Source organism: Maribacter dokdonensis DSW-8 (assembly GCF_001447995.1).
Taxonomy (GTDB): domain Bacteria; phylum Bacteroidota; class Bacteroidia; order Flavobacteriales; family Flavobacteriaceae; genus Maribacter; species Maribacter dokdonensis.
Genome location: NZ_LDPE01000001.1, coordinates 1844101 through 1865037 on the forward strand (window position 1 = coordinate 1844101; position 20937 = coordinate 1865037).

Annotated in this window: 17 protein-coding genes; all 17 read right to left on the reverse strand. The window is 36.5% G+C overall.

Annotation, left to right across the window (positions count from 1 at the left end; translation table 11 throughout):
• Positions 1 to 32: 32 nt before the first annotated feature.
• The 17 genes from I600_RS08060 to ruvB all read right to left on the reverse strand — a co-directional run bounded on the left by I600_RS08060 (position 33) and on the right by ruvB (position 20844).
• The gene (locus tag I600_RS08060; protein ID WP_058103927.1) at positions 33 to 251 is read right to left on the reverse strand and encodes a hypothetical protein; all 219 of its coding nucleotides are present in this window, start codon (positions 249 to 251) and stop codon (positions 33 to 35) included.
• Positions 241 to 774, reverse strand: coding sequence for a DUF420 domain-containing protein (locus I600_RS08065; protein ID WP_058103928.1), 534 nt, complete (start codon positions 772 to 774; stop codon positions 241 to 243). The genes I600_RS08060 and I600_RS08065 overlap by 11 nt, the downstream gene beginning before the upstream one ends.
• Before the next feature lie 10 nt (positions 775 to 784).
• Positions 785 to 1516, reverse strand: a complete 732-nt coding sequence (locus I600_RS08070) for an SCO family protein (protein ID WP_058103929.1) — start codon at positions 1514 to 1516, stop codon at positions 785 to 787.
• A complete protein-coding gene (locus I600_RS08075; protein WP_058103930.1) occupies positions 1516 to 2145 on the reverse strand; it encodes a hypothetical protein in 630 nt (209 codons plus the stop codon). Before I600_RS08075 ends, I600_RS08070 begins: the two co-directional genes overlap by 1 nt.
• Positions 2146 to 2267: 122 nt before the next feature.
• The gene (locus I600_RS08080) at positions 2268 to 2651 is read right to left on the reverse strand and encodes a cytochrome C oxidase subunit IV family protein (RefSeq protein WP_058103931.1); all 384 of its coding nucleotides are present in this window, start codon (positions 2649 to 2651) and stop codon (positions 2268 to 2270) included.
• A 53-nt stretch (positions 2652 to 2704) separates the two neighbouring features.
• The gene (locus I600_RS08085) at positions 2705 to 3682 is read right to left on the reverse strand and encodes a cytochrome c oxidase subunit 3 (RefSeq protein WP_058103932.1); all 978 of its coding nucleotides are present in this window, start codon (positions 3680 to 3682) and stop codon (positions 2705 to 2707) included.
• Positions 3683 to 3779: 97 nt separating this feature from the next.
• Positions 3780 to 4361 carry a cytochrome c oxidase subunit 3 gene (locus I600_RS08090; protein ID WP_058103933.1) on the reverse strand — a complete coding sequence of 194 codons (582 nt, stop codon included), beginning with the start codon at positions 4359 to 4361 and terminating at the stop codon, positions 3780 to 3782.
• Positions 4362 to 4363: 2 nt separating this feature from the next.
• Positions 4364 to 5266, reverse strand: coding sequence for a heme o synthase (gene cyoE / locus I600_RS08095; protein ID WP_058103934.1), 903 nt, complete (start codon positions 5264 to 5266; stop codon positions 4364 to 4366).
• A gap of 222 nt (positions 5267 to 5488) precedes the next feature.
• The gene (locus tag I600_RS08100; RefSeq protein WP_058103935.1) at positions 5489 to 6193 is read right to left on the reverse strand and encodes an energy transducer TonB; all 705 of its coding nucleotides are present in this window, start codon (positions 6191 to 6193) and stop codon (positions 5489 to 5491) included.
• 62 nt (positions 6194 to 6255) lie between these two features.
• Entirely contained in the window at positions 6256 to 6606 is a 351-nt protein-coding gene (locus tag I600_RS08105) for a VanZ family protein (protein WP_058103936.1), read from the reverse strand.
• A 34-nt stretch (positions 6607 to 6640) separates the two neighbouring features.
• Entirely contained in the window at positions 6641 to 7021 is a 381-nt protein-coding gene (gene gcvH, locus I600_RS08110) for a glycine cleavage system protein GcvH (RefSeq protein ID WP_058103937.1), read from the reverse strand.
• Between the two features lie 132 nt (positions 7022 to 7153).
• Positions 7154 to 14338: a T9SS outer membrane translocon Sov/SprA gene (gene sov / locus I600_RS08115; RefSeq protein WP_058103938.1), complete on the reverse strand. Its 7185-nt coding sequence runs from the start codon at positions 14336 to 14338 to the stop codon at positions 7154 to 7156.
• A gap of 5 nt (positions 14339 to 14343) precedes the next feature.
• Positions 14344 to 14925, reverse strand: coding sequence for a Holliday junction branch migration protein RuvA (gene ruvA, locus I600_RS08120; protein WP_058103939.1), 582 nt, complete (start codon positions 14923 to 14925; stop codon positions 14344 to 14346).
• A gap of 73 nt (positions 14926 to 14998) precedes the next feature.
• On the reverse strand, positions 14999 to 17293 hold the full coding sequence (locus I600_RS08125) for an NADP-dependent malic enzyme (RefSeq protein WP_058103940.1): 2295 nt from the start codon (positions 17291 to 17293) through the stop codon (positions 14999 to 15001).
• A gap of 118 nt (positions 17294 to 17411) precedes the next feature.
• Positions 17412 to 18731: an MFS transporter gene (locus I600_RS08130; protein WP_058103941.1), complete on the reverse strand. Its 1320-nt coding sequence runs from the start codon at positions 18729 to 18731 to the stop codon at positions 17412 to 17414.
• A gap of 167 nt (positions 18732 to 18898) precedes the next feature.
• Entirely contained in the window at positions 18899 to 19819 is a 921-nt protein-coding gene (gene queG, locus I600_RS08135; protein ID WP_058104324.1) for a tRNA epoxyqueuosine(34) reductase QueG, read from the reverse strand.
• Positions 19820 to 19821: 2 nt separating this feature from the next.
• Positions 19822 to 20844, reverse strand: coding sequence for a Holliday junction branch migration DNA helicase RuvB (gene ruvB, locus I600_RS08140; RefSeq protein WP_058103942.1), 1023 nt, complete (start codon positions 20842 to 20844; stop codon positions 19822 to 19824).
• Between the last annotated feature and the right edge of the window lie 93 nt (positions 20845 to 20937).

Here is a 20937-nt window from a genome sequence, read left to right on the forward strand (position 1 = left end):
CAGTTTTTTTGAAAAAAAATTAAAAATGAGCATTATGCCCTCATCTTCCTGTAAATAAAATAGAAAAGTGCTGCCACCAAAACATATGGTACTGCCATTAAATAAACTATGCCATTATTTATACCTTCCGCTGCTTTGCCAGTGGATTCACTCTCTAGCACGGCTCTACACATAGCACATTGAGCCTCCACATCCATTGGTGTTAAAAGCACTAAAAAAGTCAATATTAAATATAAATATTTAGTACGCATAATATGGAGATATCATTAAATAAACCACAACACCGGTAACCGCTACATAAAACCAAATAGGAAAAGTATATTTTGCCAATGCTCTATGGTCTTCAAATTTTCCTAAATAAGCTAAAGCATAGGTTCGTAATACTAAAGGAATTAGTGCAATGGATAAAATAATATGGGTAATCAAAATAAAATAGTATACATATTTGATTGCGCCTTCACCCCCATAACTGGTAGAATCCGAGGTCATGTGATAGGCAATATACATTACCAAGAACAATAAGGACAGTACAATATTTGTAGTCATCAAATTCTGATGTAATTTTACATTACCATTCTTAATAGCCCAAACTGCTGCCACAAGTAGAACCGCAGTTAAACCATTTATTGCAGCGTAAATTGGTGGTAAAAATGACAGAGGTTCAACATTGGGTAATTTAACCCCAAACAAAGCTGCAACAACTATAGGTATAACTATAGAAACTATAGCAATTAGCCTATTGAATTTTTTTTCGTCTTGAACCTTACCTTGCATATCTGTACTCTTATTCTTCCAACAACTTTTTAATATCGGCTTTAAGTATGCCTATTTCTTCCGTTTCACCATGATCATTGACGCCCTTTTCTTCTAAAATTGCTCCGCGATAATATACGATAGGATTACCGAAGTCGTCAATTCTAGATCTTAAGAAGCCTTCCTTATCTACTAAAGCAAATAACCCGGAATGTTCAAACCCGCCAGGCGCATCTGGCATTTCTGCCGCAAAAATATTGAATCCGGCATTGGCCAGGTCATAAATGGCTGTTTGATCCCCGGTCATTAAATTCCAATTATGGTCTTGTATATGGTACTTTTCTTGGTATTCCCTTAATACCTTGGGCGTATCAAATTCAGGCGTTATACTAAATGAAGCTATCCCAAAGTTATCCTCACCTTTAAAATGTTTCTGAATATTTACCAAGTTGGTCGTCATTACAGGGCAAATACTAGGACACCTTGTAAAAAAGAAATCTACAACATAGACCTTACCTAAATAATCCTTATCAGAAACCAGAATACTGTCTTGGTTCAAAAACTGAAACGAAGGTACTTTTCTTCGTTTTCCATTCAATAAAATATAGCCAAGTTTTTCGTTATCGATTTTACTAGAGGTATTCAAACGATCATTCTCAACCACCGAACCATCAGACAATCTATTGACTATTCTTGGGACCACAATAATTCCAAAAATTAGAACAATTAACGAAACCCAAACGTATGTATATTTTTTATTCATTATTTAGATCTATCTGCGTTATTCTTTTTTAAGGCCAAACGATACTCTGCTAAAATGATCTTAATATCATCAACCATTTTGTTGTTTAGATCAGCTACCGAATTAGAATTAAAACCATATTTGGTACCATCATCTTCATCATCTGACCTACCTCTTAAAGTTAAATCCTTATCAATTATAAAAACATAAGGAGTACTATTTTCTGAATCTAGCTTAATATCTGTTTTTAAACTAGTAAACAGTGAATTAATTTGCTCTGTATCTGCATACACAAACTTCCACTTTTCGTTATCTGCCAAGGTCGCCAATTCCTTTTTCAGTTCATTTACTTTTGATTCATCTTCAGGAGATACCAACATTACAAACTGAAAGTCGTTAAACTCATAAAAGCGTTTATATATCTTTTGATTTAAATTAAAGGCATTACCTTTTCTACCTTCAACATTGGAACCCAAAAAACCTAATACGGTTATTTTATTCTTTAATTGGGTTTCAGGTGCAAAGTTCAGCTCCTGAACATTTTTAGTAAGTTGAGATAATTTACCAAAATTGGTTACACCAGACGCAAAGAACATATACGCCACAATAGGCAGCACAAACAAGACAACAAGAACAAAGGTCTTTTTCATATATTAGTAAAGCAATCTATTGAAACACACAACAGATCTTCATAAAACAATTGTTAAATACAAAGTATACAAAAATAAAAAAGACGGTTATATAACCGTCTTTTAATATTGTTAATTATACCCTAGAAGTTCCAACTTATAAAACCATCTTTATAAACATTATAAATGTAATCAGCTTCAACCAGAAGGATAAACGTCAAATAAATGACCAAGAATATTGGTGTCCAAACTATGGCTCTTCTTAGAGAAGATTTTTCATCACGTAAGTGCATAAAATCCCAAGCTATATAATACGCTTTTACCAAAGTTAAGATGATAAACACCCAATTAATCAATTTCATTCCCAATATATAGGTATCGGTTAATGATGCTGGCTTAATGATACCTAAAACTACCTCTACTGCAGTTATTAAGGTCAAAAATGCCAATACTCCCCAGATTTTCTGTGTGTTAGATTTGAACTTTACAAGCCCTCTAAAAATCTCTAATTTATGTCCGTCTGCCATGTTACTTTAATCTAAAATTCTATTTACAGTAATGCTGTTTATTGTTAAAAGGATTATACCAAGTAGAAGAAGGTAAATACAAATACCCAAACCAAATCTACAAAGTGCCAGTATAAACCAACCTTTTCTACCATTTCATAATGTCCTCTTCTTTCATAAGTACCAAGAATAACATTAAACCAAATAATAATATTGATCACTACCCCTGAGAAAACATGAAAACCGTGGAAACCTGTGATAAAGAAAAAGAAATCTGCAAACAATCTGCTTCCATATTCATTATGAATTAGGTTAGCACCTTCTACAACTTGTGTAGCATCTGCCAATTTAGCCAAAGAAGCCTTTCTATCCAATACGGTCTTCTTACCTTCTTCATTGATCAATTCAGTTCTGATCAAAATATTAGGATTAGCCTTAAAACCTTCTACAACTTCATTTAAAGAAACACTTGTAAGTCCTGGTTCTTGATAAAACCAAACACCATTCTTTCTTTCGTGCTCAGTTCTTTCACTTGGAATAGAAGTTGCAAAATCTGACAATGCAACTCTCTTTTCGGTATCACCAGCATCAACAAACTGCAAAATTCTACCACCTTTTGTTTCTAAAGCGCCGTAATCACCTTTGATAAAAGTTCCCCACTCCCATGCTTGAGAACCAACGAAGATTATACCACCGATAACCGTAGCGAACATGTACCAGATAACGGCATTCTTTTTCATTTTATGCCCTGCATCTACAGCCAATACCATAGTTACAGATGACATAATTAAAACAAACGTCATAAAAGCCACATAAATCATGGGATAATTACCATGAAAGAAAGGAACGTGTGTAAACACCTCGTCCGCAATGGGCCATGTTTCAATAAACTTAAATCTTGAAAAGCCATAAGCTGCTAAAAATCCAGAGAAAGTCAAAGCATCCGAAACAATGAAAAACCACATCATCATTTTACCATAGCTTGCTCCTAAGGGTTGATTACCTCCACCCCATACGCTTGTTTCCGTTCCCGTAGTCACCGTAGAATTCATATAATTATTTATCGTTTTAATAAAACTTTAGCAAATTTACATCTTTTTGAACTATTTAAAAACGCAATTTGCACCAAAACTAATTTTGATTCACATTTTATTTTACAAAGAACATAAATAACACCAAATAGATCCATAATAAATCTAAAAAATGCCAAAATGTAGCCCCTAAGGTAACACCTAAATAGTTTTCCGGACTATATTTTCCTTTGTTTTGATTGTATATCACCACTAATAATGATATCATACCCGCCACTACATGCACTACATGCACCATTGCAATTAAAAATACGAAGGAAACCTTAATACCACTTGTTGGACCTGTAAAATAATATCCTTTGGCTACCATTTCCGAAAATCCAGAAAACTGAAGCAACACAAACAATATCCCTAAACCTAACGTTATCCAAAGCCATTTAGTACCACTGGCTTTTTCTCCATCTTTAATAGCCTTTTTTGCCAACATATATGAAACACTACTGATGATAATAACGATCGTACTATACAAAAAAGCATTTGGCAATTGAATTTCACTAACCCAATCTTCTCTAGAGCGACTAACTATGTATGCACTCGTCCACCCTGCAAAACTCATTAGAAGGCTAATAATACCAAACCAAAGCATCATTTTTTTCGCCCTAGCTTTTTTCTCTGCCTCCGTACCCTGTGTTAAATCCATATTTAAGCTAAAAATTTATCTATTACGTACACTATTTGCATTAATGTAATATAACTAACACTTGCCAACATTAATTTTCTTGCGGAAACGTTATCCCTATGTCTATATAACTGAAAAGCAAAGCCTAGCATAACCGCACCCATCAAGAAAATAATAACAGCTGCCACTATAGACAACTGCAATCTACCCGTTATACCAAATACCGGTATTATAGATACCGCCATCATCCAAATAGTGTACATTATTATTTGAAGTACGGTAGCTGCATCTTTCTTACCTGTGGGAAGCATCTTAAAACCTCCGCTTCTATAATCATCGTCCAACATCCAACCTAAGGCCCAAAAATGTGGAAACTGCCAAAAAAACTGAATCATAAATAGAGTTCCCGGTTCTATTCCAAAATCATTTGTAGCAGCTACCCAACCCAACATAAAAGGTATTGCTCCTGGTATTGCACCTACAAATACCGCTAACGGGGTTATTGTTTTTAAAGGTGTATATACGCTAGTGTAAAGGAATATGGATATAGCACCAAACATGGCAGTTTTTGGATTCAGAAGGTATAGAGACAATACACCCAATAAAGTAAGTACTATAGCCACTGCCATGGCAATATTAACAGACATACGCCCAGCGGGAATTGGTCTATTCTTAGTACGCTTCATTAAGGCATCCAAATCTTTTTCAATGACCTGGTTGTAGGCATTACTGGCACCTACCATACAATAACCACCAAAAGCCAAAAGAAGCACTTGCCCCCATTGTATTTCGTAAGCACCCAAGAAATAACCTGCTAAGGAAGAAAAAACGACACTAATAGCTAATCTAGCTTTGGTAATCTCCTTAAAATCGGCAAAAATCAATGCAAATGCACTATTCTTTACCGAACCAACGGCCGTCTTCATACTTTTTAAAATAGGTCTGCAAAGATAACGCCCCAGTCATATTTCTGCAACCTAAAACCTTTATTTCTAGATTTATTGAAAATGTCACCATTTGCATTTAAATAAAATTCCAATTAAATCTGATCAACGTTAATGTTTACGTTGATATTCACTAAAAAGTTGAAACAAAAAAAATCCTGAGCTTAACTCAGGATCTTTTTACAAATAAATTCTAATATATTGTTACTGTAACTTAAAGTTAATTGGAATACTAAAAGGAACACGTACCGCTCTACCTCTTTGTTTACCTGGTGTCATTTTAGGCAACTTGTTGATAATTCTAGCAGCTTCAGCTTCAAGGTTTTTATCTGGACCACGCATTCTTACGTTACCGATACTACCATCTTTCTGAATTACGAACATTACACTAACTCTACCTTGAACACCCATTTCTTGAGCAATTTCTGGGTAACGGAAGTTTTTACCAATGTGCTTTTGAATCATTTTATTGAAACAAGCTCTTTTATCACTTTCGTTTTCACAGCCTGGGAATACAGGTACATCTTCAATTACTGCAAAAGGTACATCTACATCCTCTTCAATTTCATCTACAACAACGTCTTCAACCTCAACGATTTCCTCTTCTTGACTGGTTTCTGTAGACTCAATTACAGTTTCTTCAACTTCTTCTTCATCTTCTACAACCTCAATAATTTCTGGTGCAGCCGGTGGCGGTGGAGGTGGTGGAGTTTTGATCTGTTCTGTCATTGGAACTTCTTCATCTAAAAGATCATCCACATTCATAGAAATATCATAATCGTTTACCTCATCATAAGTTTTCCACTCAAATGCTACATAAGTAAATAACATTACTGCAAATAAACCGATAACGAAATAAAGACTGCTGTTCTTTGTTAAATCCGCCTTTGGATTCTTTTTAGGTTCCATATATATTCAATTTAGTGATTGCTAATTTAACTAATTAATCCATAAAAATGCAACTAAAATTTTCATTTTAACGACGGGGTCCTAAAAAATAGAAATCTTATGACAAACATTCCTACAAAAGCCCCTATTGAATTTGCAAGTGCATCTAAAGGATCACCGTGACGATCAGTCGTCAATACATGTTGTAATACCTCAATAATTATGCCGTATGTTACAGCAAATAAAACTATGTACCACAACAACTTAGAACGCTTAGCCTGCTGGACTGTTTTGCTCCTCATTGCCAAATAACCTAAGACCACCATAACGGAGTAAAAGGTAAAATGCACGGCCTTATCCATATGCGGTATGTTGAACCTAGAAGAACCAACACCCGATAAAGAAAATAAGCTGAAAAATGTTACGAACATCATCCAGCTTATGAAAAGTACTTTGAAAATAGTGTTTTTAACCACCAATTATCTCTTTATATGCAGCATCACTCAACAAATCATCTAGTTCGCTTGCATCGCTAAATTTAATCTTCACCATCCAACCTTCTCCATAGGGATCAGAATTCACCTTTTCAGGTTCATCTTCTAAACCTTCGTTGAACTCAACAATTTCACCTGATAATGGGGAAAATAAATCAGATACCGTTTTAACCGCTTCAACAGTACCAAAGATAGCCTCACGATCCAAGGTTTCATCTAAAGTGTCTACTTCTACATAAACAATATCACCTAATTCACCTTGTGCGAAATCTGTAATACCTACCGTAGCAATGTCACCGTCTATTTTAACCCACTCGTGATCTTTTGTATATTTTAATTCAGCTGGTATGTTCATTATAATCTATTATTATTTTTTACTTCGGCAAATGTAAAGTTTTCAACTTAGGTTATCAAAATATTTACCTATGTAATGATTTGTTTAAAAGCCTACATAATTATTGGGGCATACTTTTACGAAACAACCGTATTAATTACCAAAATTATAACGAAGTGTAAAACCTGTATTAATCGTAGTTTGTGGAAAGGCAGTAGATACAGCAAATTTGGAGAATGAATGATCGTAAAAAAACAGGGCGTTCAAGCTTTTACTCAATGCATAATCTGCCGTAAACTTCAATGACATTAAATTTTGACCCGAAGTAATTTGATTGTTATTGATATCCAAATTTCTAATGATGGTAATATTATCTCTTAAAGTAACATCGGCCTTTAAGTTTAAATCACCTTTTAACCTTGTTTTATTACCACCAATATTGGTAACGAATTTTACATCTTTAAAGCGATAGCCCAAACCAACCGTATATTCTTTACCATTGATCTCTGTCATTAAATTATTATCAAAACTTAATGATAAGGCTCTATCTGTTCTAACTTCCGCTAAGACACTTACCGAGTTGATCATTTCAAAATCTACACGGATCAACGGATTAAATTGATCTGTTAAAACTACGTTGTTCAAAATCAAGTCTGGTAAAATGTCAAGATTTTCAGCATTAACAGCATCTTGACCATCTTTAACCAATTGCACCTTTTCTAAATTCGTTTGATACGAGTTTATACTATATGATGCACGATATCCATGACTCAAAGAAAAACGTTTGAATTTCTTTTTAAACCATTTACTCTTCATTAGTCCGGTATACTTAATGTTCCAATTAGGAATAGGAATATCCCTAAAGGTATCTAAGTTTACACGCTCAGCATCTTGCCCTGTATATGCCGCAAAGAACGCTGGTAACAATACCTCTTGTTGCGTTTTACCGTATAATTGAGGAAAACCATCTTCATCTAGATCACCCACAGGTTGAGATCGATCAGCGATCAACCTATTGGCTATTGTAATTCTATTATCCTTAAACTGCTGAAAAGTACTTGAATCAAACTCATCGCTCTTACCAAAGGCCGTACCTATCATCATAGTAGAAATACTGAAACTACCATAATTATTACCTAACTGAAGGTTGTATTCTTGATCAACAACATTAAAGTTTTCTTGGTAACTATCCGAATATTGACGGTCCGCTACTAAATCTATCGTAATATCTTTAGTAGGTTGTGCGGTAGCGGTAATATTCAATTGCTTATTTGTTCTTTGGATGAATTGCTCATTGAAATCTTCAAAACCAGTTAACCAACCATTTCTAGCAGCTTCAAAACGGACATCTGACTGACTACCGAACAAGAATCCAATGGTAGGTTTGGTAGTACCAACAAACCCAACAGATTGTGTATAACCCGGAAGCACCGTTCCATTGTTCTCACTATAGTTCAGGTTCAATCTTTTAACCATAGTTACAATATCTACTACGGTATTGAACAAATCACTGGTCTTACCTTTTATTTTTTCTTGATCTTCTGCCAATGCACCGGATTTGTCTCTTCTAATAGGTCCTCTTGCACCTGCCCTTGGCGCTTCGCGCTTTTTAAGTCCAAGCATATCATAGAACTTCTGCATGGTCAATGATGACGTTATAGTATGCGTATTGGCGTTCTGTACCGTATTAATGTATTCCCCCGCTACTTCAAACAACGCATCTCCACCTCTTTGCCAATCAAAATTACTGGTATATGAATATTGTGTACTAATGAAATCCAATGCAGGTATTTTAGAAAAAGGCACATCATAATTCAACTGCATTTGCTGAGAATGCCTGTTAGGTTCACCAACATCAAAGAAGCCGTCCCACATTCCCAACTCATTATTAATTCTATCCGTTGACTCTAAAGGTTCATCTTCGTTCAAATAATTTCTAACTATATTATTGTTAGAGCCGGTCAAATTTAAACGTAACGATTTGGTCAAATTATAATTGACCGCATATTGCCAATTGAACAAATAGTTACGCTGCTGCAATTCTGGCAACTCAAGTCTATCTTCACCATCAGTATATACATCCCTAAAACGCTGTGCATTAAATTGCCTATTGATATTAGAAGTAACCCCTATATTAGATGGCAACAGGTTTAAATTAAGATCTTTTAACCATTTCCAATATTTGCCTGTAAAAAGGGAATCTTTTTTAGCAAAAGGCGCTACCTCTACAGGGTCAAAACTATGATTATATACAAAACCGGTATTTACACTTTGTTCCCTTAACTCTGCAATTTCAAAATCTCTATGATCAGTTTCATTATAACTATAGTTAAAGGTAAAGTTTTCAATATCATAAAAATTGGCATCGGCCTCTTCACCTCTATCCTTTCTAACCCCAATTAAGTTGATACTGGTACGCTTAGTATAATCTTCAGCTTGTTCCAAAACTTCATCTTTACCCTCTTGGGTATCTTCTGCCGCAATTCTATCCTCTAATTTTAAATCATCATAGACAGGGTCGAATTCCGGTGTAATCAATTGTTCAGAAACACCATAATTAAAAGGTAACTGTATGCCCCATTTCTTAGGCAGCAATTGACCAACGTTAACATTGGTAACCACATCATACGAAACCGCATCTTCACGGGCACGTTCATTTGGCATTTGATCTATAGAGCCAAAACCAGAAGTACTCTTACTACCGGTTGCACTAAAATTGGCAAAATCTGCAATATTACCATCTACAGCGGCAATAGCTGCCCACCCTCCATTATTGTCCAAACCTGCTAAACGAAGTTCATTGAACCACACCTCACCTCTTGCCGGTAATATATCTTGGTTTTTTACACCCACCATCATAGTACGTATACTACCCAAAGACGGATTACCTTTTATACCTATACGTAACCTGCCGGGCGTACGCACATCGAACTCACCAACAGGAATAACTTCCCCGTTTTCAATTTCAAAGAAACGAACATCATTAAGATCACCATCCGCGATCCATTGTGATTTCACCTTGGTCAAATCACTAAGTGCAATGTTCATTTCATTATTTTCCGGCCATATTTCTTCATCTGAAACAGCTGTAAAAGGAGTGAATTCCAAAGGCAATTCTATTTGGTAATAGTTTTGGGTAAAATCTGTACCCATTCTTAAAAAACCAACCAATGGTGTAGATGTATCTGCATAATCACTATCTACAATCTTCTCGGCATGAATAAACATTTTCAATTTCTCATATTGACGAATGTCAACATTCAAGTTTTTAAATACTCCGCGTGAATCTTCAGACTCTAGGTTAGATACCGTCAAGGAGAGAGATTGCTCATTTTGTCTAATAATAGTATTGTTATTATTTAACTGCTCCCTTATAACCCCCGGAGGCAGAACGTATGGTATTGGAGTTCTACTACTATTCTCTTCAATATTTACCGTGTTTACATCTAAAGTAGTACCGTCATCAGAAGGGTCACTATCCACATCTGGATCTTGCAGCGTATTTGTATATGTACGCCAATCTCCCCTAACCAAATCCAAAGTAGCAAAACGTAGAATAGTAGGACTATTGAAACCTGTCATATACATACGCATAAAACTAATAGACCTAAAATCCGTAATACCACCCACCGCATCGGTAAAGTCACTTAACGGAATCTTATATTGGATCCAACGGTAATTAACCTCGTCTCCATTAGGTATTCTAAAATCCCCACTAGCGGTACCTTCTATAATATCGGTTACATACTCGTCATTAATTGTAGTATTCGGCTTTATGGCAATTCTATACTCATAATAACTGTTCACCGTATTCATGGTTAAATCCCTATCAACATCTTCTACGTCAGGTAGGGTTGTAGAACCTCTATCTGTATTTGTTACCGAAACAGGTGAGTTACCTTGTGGATTATTGAAGTCTTGATATCTTTCTAATATACTACCTTCCCTATTTAAATAATATACATAGTTATCCAATGCGGGGTCATCACCAGCATTGTTGGTATATATATCTACTTCACGTGCATCATCCAAACCATCAAAACCAATATCCTGTAATACCCTGTTATTTTCATCGGCGTCAAAAGCATACACTAAAGATTGTGTTGCCGGCACCTCACCCCATGAAGTAGGGGAAACAAAATCATTACTGTCAACACCAGGCAAACCGTTTTCATACTGCTTTTTACCATCACGCAAAATATCCTCAGATATATTACCCAAGTTTAGTACCAATTCACCTGCCCCATTTGCAATACCATCTACATAAGGATCCATCACCCAAAACTGAACAAACTCTACATTACTCTGTTCAAAATCCGTACTGCTCAAAGAACGCATCATCCCTCCCCATTTTTCTGTAGGAGCTTCGTTTTCAAAATCTGGATTATTGTTATACGGTCCCTTTACCGATGGATAATATACCATATCCAAAGTGGACTGCACCTGGGTCTGCCCCTGTGCCACATCGGTCTCTGGAAAAACTTCATCTATATACACCCTACGTGTAGCATTAGTAGAGATATCATCATCACTAACAGTTGATGGTCTTTGCGTAGTATAGAAAATTGGATCAATAGTATACCAAGACAGTTTTGCCCTATTATAACCATTTAATAAATTATTTGGATCATCTGGAGAACTACCAAAAGATTGATCATCATTACCAAACTCCAAAGGCATACTTGCTAAAGACCAACCAAGCGAAGCTCTAATATCTATTAAGGCCTGCGCACCTTCAAAATCATCTAAATAAGTAGTGGTCTCGCCTTCAAAATCTGCGTTTTTAGGTGAACTTGGTATCAAAGCAGCCATTTCTGCCCTTACGGAAATGTTAGAAGGCACATCTGTATCTATATTAGGCAGCTTATTTACCATACGGGTTAAAAAAGGAACCTCAGTAGAAAAGTTAGTGTTCAACCCAAAAATGGTATTGTTCACAGATTCCACTCCGTATGTAGATTTCTGGGTTAAGGGTCTTTCGTTTAAGTTTAACAATGTACCCCCTAAAACAAATTTTTCATTGAATTGATGCTCTACATTAACACCTGTAAAACGACGTGTTTGTTGTCCAAATACCGCGTTGTTTTCTACTGAAATATTAATAGGTACATTGGAAGCCTCTAAACTTGGATCTAAAATTTGAACCGTACCCGATTGATAGTTTACCGTATAATCTATACCTTCTTGTAATGTTCTACCATTGGCGGTTACCGTTACGGATCCCTGCGGAACATTAAATGCTCCAATAGAAATACCATTACTACCTTCTGATTTATACGTCCCTTTTAATAAAAATTTATTTTTTTCAGGGTCTTGCAGTGCGGCCGTTTTGGTCAAGGCATACATATCTCTAAATACATACTGCTCTTGGTTGGCATTATAACCAGAGGTTACATCGTACTGACCACTATTACCATTTTCCAATTGCTCATATAAGAACTCCCCAAAAGGTTCAACTTTGGTAAATATTATTCTACCGTTCTGTATATCGATAGTCTGACCACTGATAAAATCAAAAAAACCATCTCCACCGGGCTGGATATCATTGTAGACATTTAATCTATCTAAATTGAATACATTTAACAGAATACGTTCTTCTAAACCTTCTGGCCAACCAGAACCAGGACCTTCTTCAATAGGCGTAATATAGTTTCTTGCGGTAGGATCAGAATATAAGATATTCATCTTAAAATCTTCTTGGCTTAAACTGTAGGCTCCTGTCGCGTAAATATTCTTCATCATAAGATCCCAAATTGGATCAGTGATATTGGTAATATTACTTTTAAGAAGCTTAAGAATCAAAGTATTGTTTTCAATTACCGTACTTACATCTTGTGTAACCGTAGTAGCTTCTATACCTCCATTTGCAAATTCACCTACTTGGTATACTTGACCTTGAAAAGTATACTGGTAAGCAACACCTAAAACCTCATCATTACTTAGGCGTTGGTTTAAAGAAATGTACCCCAGTTGAGAGTTGAAATCAAAATCCCTGCCTTGTTCCAACTTTCGGGCATTTTCTAGATATGCATAATCAAACCCTTGATTAGGACTGTAACCGCCTGCAAAACTACCGGCATTAAAACCACTTTCTACCGTTGCAATTTCTCTTATATTATCGTTCAGTGCGCCATTACCGGTCAAAATTAAAGCAGGATTATAATCATTGGCGTTGTTTCTAGGTCTTACATCTGCCGGACCGTTGAAAAATCCACTTGCACTACCGTTGTTTTGACCAACTCTGGTCTTGGTAATATCTGCCTCACCTAAATCCTGTATGGCCACCACGTTACGTACATTCAAGGTTTGTTGGGTTCTATTCGTAATCCAAACCTCTATACGGGTAATCTGCACTTGACTCTGTATATAAGGGTAAGAAGAAAGTGCATTATCATAGTTATCCCTAAAATATTGCGCTAAGAAAAAGTGTCTGTTTTCATCATAGTCCAACGCAGATAAAGAAAACTCATTTACTGTACCACCACCTTGGGCAACTACCGTATTATTTTGCGAACGTTGTTCTGAAAAAACAGCCGTTACAGAGGTTTTACCGAACTGCAATTTGGTCTTTACACCAAATAAACTTTGCGCTCCTGAAATCAGTGAGCTATTAAGTGGCATATTAACGTTACCTACTTCTATGGATTGAATGATATCATCTTCCGTTGGGGTATAATCCAATTTTACGATATTCTGAAAATCAAAAGTTGCCTCCGTATCATAGTTGGCCGTCACTTGTAAACGCTCTCCAATTTTCCCTAGCATACTAAGACTAATACGCTGATCAAAATCGAACGAAAGGTTAGTTCTATTTCTAGGTGATAAAGATGGATTATCATTCTTTTGCCATATAACCCCCAAATCCATTGCAACGGATCCTTGTGGAATTATCTCAATAGTATTACCGCCAAAAATGGTAGAAAAGAAATCATTATTTACATAAAAATTAGGAAGAAGATTTTTTCGGGCTTCCTCACTACCTTCTTTTTTACCGGCATAAGCGTCTGATTTTTCTTTGAAGTAAGACTTAATACCTTCTTCTTCGATCAGCTTAAAATACTGTTCCGGTGTAAGAATAATCGGATAACCAATATTAAATTCGCCAACACTTTCATTGTAGATATAGCGATCTAAATTAGGGTCGTAAATATATCTAGATACGATACTATCTGGATTCTCAATTAGGATTCTACCCAAATCAAAACCAGTTTTCACAGAATCAATCTCCTGCTCTCCAGTCTCTTGAGCCACAACCGAAGTTATAGAACCCAAAAACATAAAGAATACAAAGATGTGCTTAAAAGAAATTTTAAGAAATTTAGTTACCCCGTTTTTCAAACTTATTACAAATTTTTGAGCGCGAGTTTAATTATATTCTCGACACTTAGCGAAGCATCTTGACCTAGCACTTTATCGACAACCCTCTCTGATTGTTTACGTGCGAAGCCTAGAACTTCTAAAGCAGATAACGCTTCATCTTTATTTGTATTGTTTGTACTTAACGAAAGTTCGTCTATATCGTAAACTTTTAAGACCTTATCCCTAAGGTCTAAAATTACACGCTGGGCAGTTTTGGCACCAATACCTTTTACAGCTTGTATTGAAGCAACATCACCATTGGCAATAGCATCCCTTACTTGAGAAGGTGACATTGAAGAAAGCATAGTTCTTGCTATACTTGAGCCAATACCAGAAACAGATAACAACAATCTAAAAATCTCACGCTCTGATTTTTCAACAAAACCGAAGAGTGTGTGAGAATCTTCTTTCACTTGTAGGTGCGTAAATACAGAAATGTTTTCCTGTTCCGGCAACTTTGAAAAAGTATTCAAAGAAATATTTACAAAATAGCCAACCCCACCACATTCAATAATAACATGAGTTGGGTTTTTCTCTACTAATTTTCCTTTTAAGTGGTGTATCATGTTCCTTTAAATTAAAAAGGGAAAAAAGTATGCCTACCTATTTCCCCATTTATGTTATTCTATTATCAAACTTTTATTTAGATCCTTTTGCTTTTTTTCTTTTTTCTCGTTCTTGAGCATCTATTACGGCCACAGCTGCCATGTTTACAATTTCATCTACACTAGCACCTAGTTGCATAATATGAACTGCCTTTCTTAAACCTACCATTATAGGACCAATTGAATCCGCTCCATTTAACTCTTTCAACAATTTGTAAGTAATGTTCGATGATTCCAAATTAGGAAAGATCAAAGTGTTCACCTTTCTACCGGCAAGCTTAGAAAACGGGAATTTACTTTCATGTAATTCTTTGTTCAAGGCGAAATCTGTTTGAATTTCCCCATCGACTACCAAATTTGGTGCAGTTTCATGAAGAATACGTACAGCTTCTCTCACCTTTGTTGCGTTAGGATGTGTTGAAGAACCAAAATTGGCATAGCTTAACATTGCCAATACAGGATCAAAACCAAACGTTGACGCTACATTAGCCGTCATTTTTGCAATATCTGCCAATTCTTCGGCATTTGGTTCTATATTAATAGAGGTATCCGCCAAAAATAACGGCCCTCTTTCGGTAATCATAATATTTACCGTAGCTACTTTCTTTACACCGGAAGCTCTACCGATAACCTCTAGAATAGGTTTTACTACCGTAGGATAAGCTCTAGAATACCCAGAGACCATACCATCAGCATCACCCTCAAGTACCATCATTGCACCAAAATAGTTACGCTCGCGCATTTTTATCTTTGCACTGTAAAATGTAACCCCGCTTCTTTTTCTACTTTCCCAATACTTGGTAGCATAACGTACATGACGTTCATCAAACTCATCGGACATTGGATCGATTATAGCTATATCGGCATCAAATTCCAACTCCTTTTTAAGTTCCAGAATAATGTCTTTTCTTCCTAAAAGAATAGGTTCGGCAATGCCCTCCTCATGAACAATTTGTGCCGCTTTCAACACATCTAAATGATCCGCTTCGGCAAAAACTATTTTCTTCGCATTACTACGTGCCCTACCATGTAACAGCCTAACCACTTTATTATCATTACCGGATCTAAGCATTAATTCCTCTTTATACTTATCCCAATCTGAAATAGGCGCTTTTGCCACACCACTATCCATTGCCGCCTTTGCCACAGCAGGTGGTACCTCATGTATAAGTCGCTGATCAAAAGGTTTTGGTATTATATATTCCCTACCAAATGTTAATCTAGTTTCACCGTATGCAATATTTACCTGTTCCGGCACTGGTTGCTTTGTTAATTCGGCCAAAGCTTTTACCGCAGCCATTTTCATAGCTTCATTAATGGCTGTAGCCCTTACATCTAAAGCTCCACGGAATATAAATGGAAAACCAAGAACATTATTCACTTGGTTAGGATGATCAGATCTTCCCGTTGCCATGATGATATCTTTACGGGTATCTATAGCCAAATCATATGCTATCTCCGGATCAGGATTCGCCATGGCAAAAACAATAGGATTTGGCGCCATAGACTTCAACATTTCAGGAGATACAATATTAGCTATGGAAAGTCCGATAAAAACATCGGCATCTACCATTGCCTCATCCAGGGTATCTATTTTTCTATCTGTTGCAAATTCTTTCTTCGCTGCCGACAGATTCTCAGCATCTTTTCTAATAACGCCCTTACTATCTAGCATTACAATATTCTCTGCCTTTGCTCCAAAAGCCTTATAAAGCTTTGTACAAGATACTGCCGCTGCGCCGGCACCGCTAATAACTATACGTACCTCTTCTATTTTCTTCTCAGCAATTTCAAGAGCATTCAACAACGCTGCCGCAGAAATAATAGCAGTACCGTGTTGATCATCGTGCATTACAGGAATGTCAAGCTCCTCTTTTAACCTACGTTCTATCTCAAAAGCTTCGGGAGCTTTAATATCTTCAAGATTAATACCGCCAAAAGTTGGGGCAATCATCTTTACCGTTTCAATAAATTTATCAACATCTTCAGTATCCACCTCAATATCGATACCATCTATATCTGCAAAAATCTTGAACAAAAGACCTTTACCTTCCATAACCGGTTTTGAAGCCTCAGGACCAATATTACCTAATCCCAATACCGCAGTACCATTAGAAATAATAGCTACCAAATTCCCCTTAGAAGTATATTTATAGGCATTATCCTTATTCTTTGCTATTTCTAAACAAGGCTCTGCCACACCTGGCGAGTAAGCCAAAGCAAGATCTCTTTGGGTACTATATGGTTTTGTAGGAACTATTTTAATCTTACCTGGTTGAGGTTTAGCATGGTACACCAATGCTTCCCTTCTTTGCTTCTCCTTGCTCATACGTTCTAATTTAAAAGATCAAATTTAAAGGTATTCTTCAAAAAAGAGTGAATAGTAACGGTATTTATGCAAACAAATTAAATAGTTTTCCTTAGGAAAGAAAAAAGCGGACAATTTTCTACAAATCTATAACCGCAGCCTTACTTCTAACATTAAGTCTTAGTGCCAAAATACCCGAAATTGCAAAGAAAGCTCCTGCGAACAACATTGCATTAATTGCATTATTTCCAAGTACATATTTATAGATTGGACCAAATGTCAAAGTTTCTATACCCATGGGTATTACGATCATCATATTCAAAATCCCCATATATACCCCCCTTCTGTCTTGCGGCACCACTTTAGACACCATTGTATACGGTATTCCCATCATTGCCGCCCAGCCAATACCAAATAGGACCATTGGCACCAAAACCAATATGGGATCCGTAATAAAAGGTATGGTGAATAATGATAAGGCCGTACCAAACAAGCTCAACGCATATACTTTTTTACCCCCAAATTTTAAGGTCAAAGGCACTAGCGCCAAAGCTACAACCATGGTAACGACATTATAGGTTAAACTCATTTGTGCAGATTGAGATGCTGCCTCTCCTGTTGAGTATCCCATGGTCAACTTAAATAATGGGGTAGTATATTGCCAATAAATAAACAATGCATACCATTGAAATAAATAAACCGCTCCAACCCTCCACATAAATTTGGGCATTCTCTTAATAGCTTCTGCAATTTCTTTGAAAGGAAACATTATCCGACCCATTAAGGGTTTGGCCCTTGCCGCATTTATCTCCTCCAATTCTAAAGAAGACGGAGGAATTTCGGGAGTTTTTAATACCGAATAAAGAATTGTAGTAATTGATAGAATTGCACCAATATAGAACGAGTAATATAACCACGTAGGTATAGTACCCGCCACTTCTACAGACTCGCCACCAAACAAATACTGAAACAGTACTATTGACCCGTTTGCCAAAAGAATACCAGCCCCAACGAAAAGGCTTTGCATTTGGTAGCCTAAACTTAACTGCTTTTCAGGCAGCTTGTCACCCACAAAAGCACGATAAGGCTCCATTGCCATATTGTTACCCACATCTAAAATCCATAAAAGTCCTACCGCAAACCATAATACCGGACTTGTAGGAAATGCAAAAAGGCACAAACTACCCAAAATTGCCCCAATCAAAAAATAGGGTTTTCTTCTACCCCAACGTGCAGACCAAGTTTTATCTGACATGGCTCCAATAATTGGTTGTACGATCAAACCCGTTACAGGCCCAGCGATATTTAAAATTGGCAACATATCTTCTGGTGCGCCTAGATAAAGAAATATAGGGTTTATTGCTGTTTGCTGTAATCCGAAGCTATATTGAATTCCTAAGAACCCAACATTCATATTGAATATTTGCCAAAAACTAAGACTTGGTTTAGTTATTTTCATTAGGGCTAACGTTTATAATCTACTGGTTCACTTTAACATATTCACATAAAAATCATGCAATAACTCAGAAAAACATAATTTAAAGTAGCAACCAATATAATATAAATAAACCTGTTGCGCATGATTATCTATTGGAAATGCCTACGAAAACGATTGAGGAAATGAAATTATTTTAGAAATTCAATATTTCTAGTAAGTCCGCCGTACTTTGTTCGTTTAACAGCAGATTTTTTGAAGACCTTTTGAAAGACATCCACTGTTATCTCTTGCCAATCCTTTTTGGTCATGCTTAACAACTCTGGATGAGGATTGAACAAAGGCTCATTGTGTGGTTTAGAAAACCGGTTCCAAGGACAAACATCTTGACAAACATCACAACCAAACATCCAATCATCAAAAGACCCCTTCATTTCATTAGGCAACTCATTTTTTAGTTCAATCGTAAAATAAGAAATGCACTTACTGCCGTCTACCACGTATGGTTCAACTATAGCTTGTGTAGGGCAAGCATCTAAACACGCAGTACAGGTACCACAATGATCGGTAACAGCATGGTCATATTCTAAATCAATATCTACGATCAATTCGGCAATAAAGTAAAAGGAACCAACCTGCTGCGTCAAAAGATTACTATTCTTACCAACCCAGCCCAAACCACTTTTTGCTGCCCAGGCCTTATCGAGCACTGGAGCAGAATCTACAAAAGCACGGCCATGGACCTCGCCTATTTCTTCCGTTATGAATTCTTGTAATTGCCTAAGTTTGCCTTTTATGATGTGATGATAATCTTGACCATAGGCATATTTTGAAATTTTGTAAGAATCTTCTCGTTGGGTTTTTTCAGGAAAATAATTTAAAAGCAAGGATATGACAGACTTAGACCCTTCCACCAATTTTCGAGGATCTAATCTTTTATCGAAATGATTTGCCATATAGCTCATTTCGCCATGCATATTGTTGTTGAGCCATTTTTCCAATCTTGGCGCTTCTTCCTCTAAGAAATCCGCTTTAGATATACCACATGATAAAAAACCGAGGCGTTTGGCTTCGGTTTTAATACTATTGGTCCATTTAGATTTGATATCTATACTCAAAATAATCCTGGTTGAATTCCACCTTTGATTCTTCCTAAATGTTTATAAGCCATTTCTGTAACTTCACGACCTCTAGGTGTTCTCATAATAAACCCTTGCTGAATTAAAAAGGGTTCATATACTTCTTCAATAGTTTCGGCACTTTCAGACACAGCGGTCGCCAAAGTTGTTATCCCAACAGGACCACCTTTAAACTTATCTATAATGGTCGTAAGAATTTTGTTGTCCATTTCATCTAACCCATGGGCATCTACGTTCAAAGCTTTTAAACTGAATTTAGAAATTTCCATATCAATAGCACCATTGCCTTTAATTTCCGCAAAATCTCGTACCCTACGCAAAAGGGCATTACATATTCTAGGAGTACCCCTACTTCTACCGGCAATTTCTATAGCAGCATCTTGAGAAATAGGAACCCGTAAAATTTCCGCACTTCGTTCTAATATAGTGGACAACAGTTCTGTAGAATAATACTGTAACCTACTTTGAATGCCAAACCTAGCTCGCATAGGCGCTGTTAGCAAACCTGAGCGCGTTGTAGCACCAATTAAGGTAAACGGATTCAAATTTATTTGAACAGACCTGGCATTTGGGCCTGTTTCTATCATGATATCTATTTTGTAATCTTCCATTGCGGAATACAAGTATTCTTCTACTATGGGGCTCAGTCTATGTATTTCATCAATGAACAATACATCTCTTTCCTCTAAATTGGTCAACAACCCTGCTAGATCTCCAGGCTTGTCCAATACAGGACCAGAGGTAATCTTGATCCCAACACCAAGTTCATTTGCCAAAATATTGGCCAAAGTCGTTTTACCTAATCCCGGAGGACCGTGAAACAAGGTGTGATCCAATGCTTCACCTCTTCTATTGGCAGCTTCAACAAACACCTTAAGATTTTCAAGCACTTGTTCTTGACCAGTAAAATCATCAAAATTTACAGGTCTCAATGCTCTTTCAATATCAAGCTCCTCATTAGAGAAACCTTCCGCAGATGGGTCTAAATACTCGTTCATACACTAACAAAGATAGACAAACACGCGGTAACTTTGAGCCAAATCATTTTCCTAAATAGGATTTTAACCAAACTAAAAATAACTTAAAAGCAG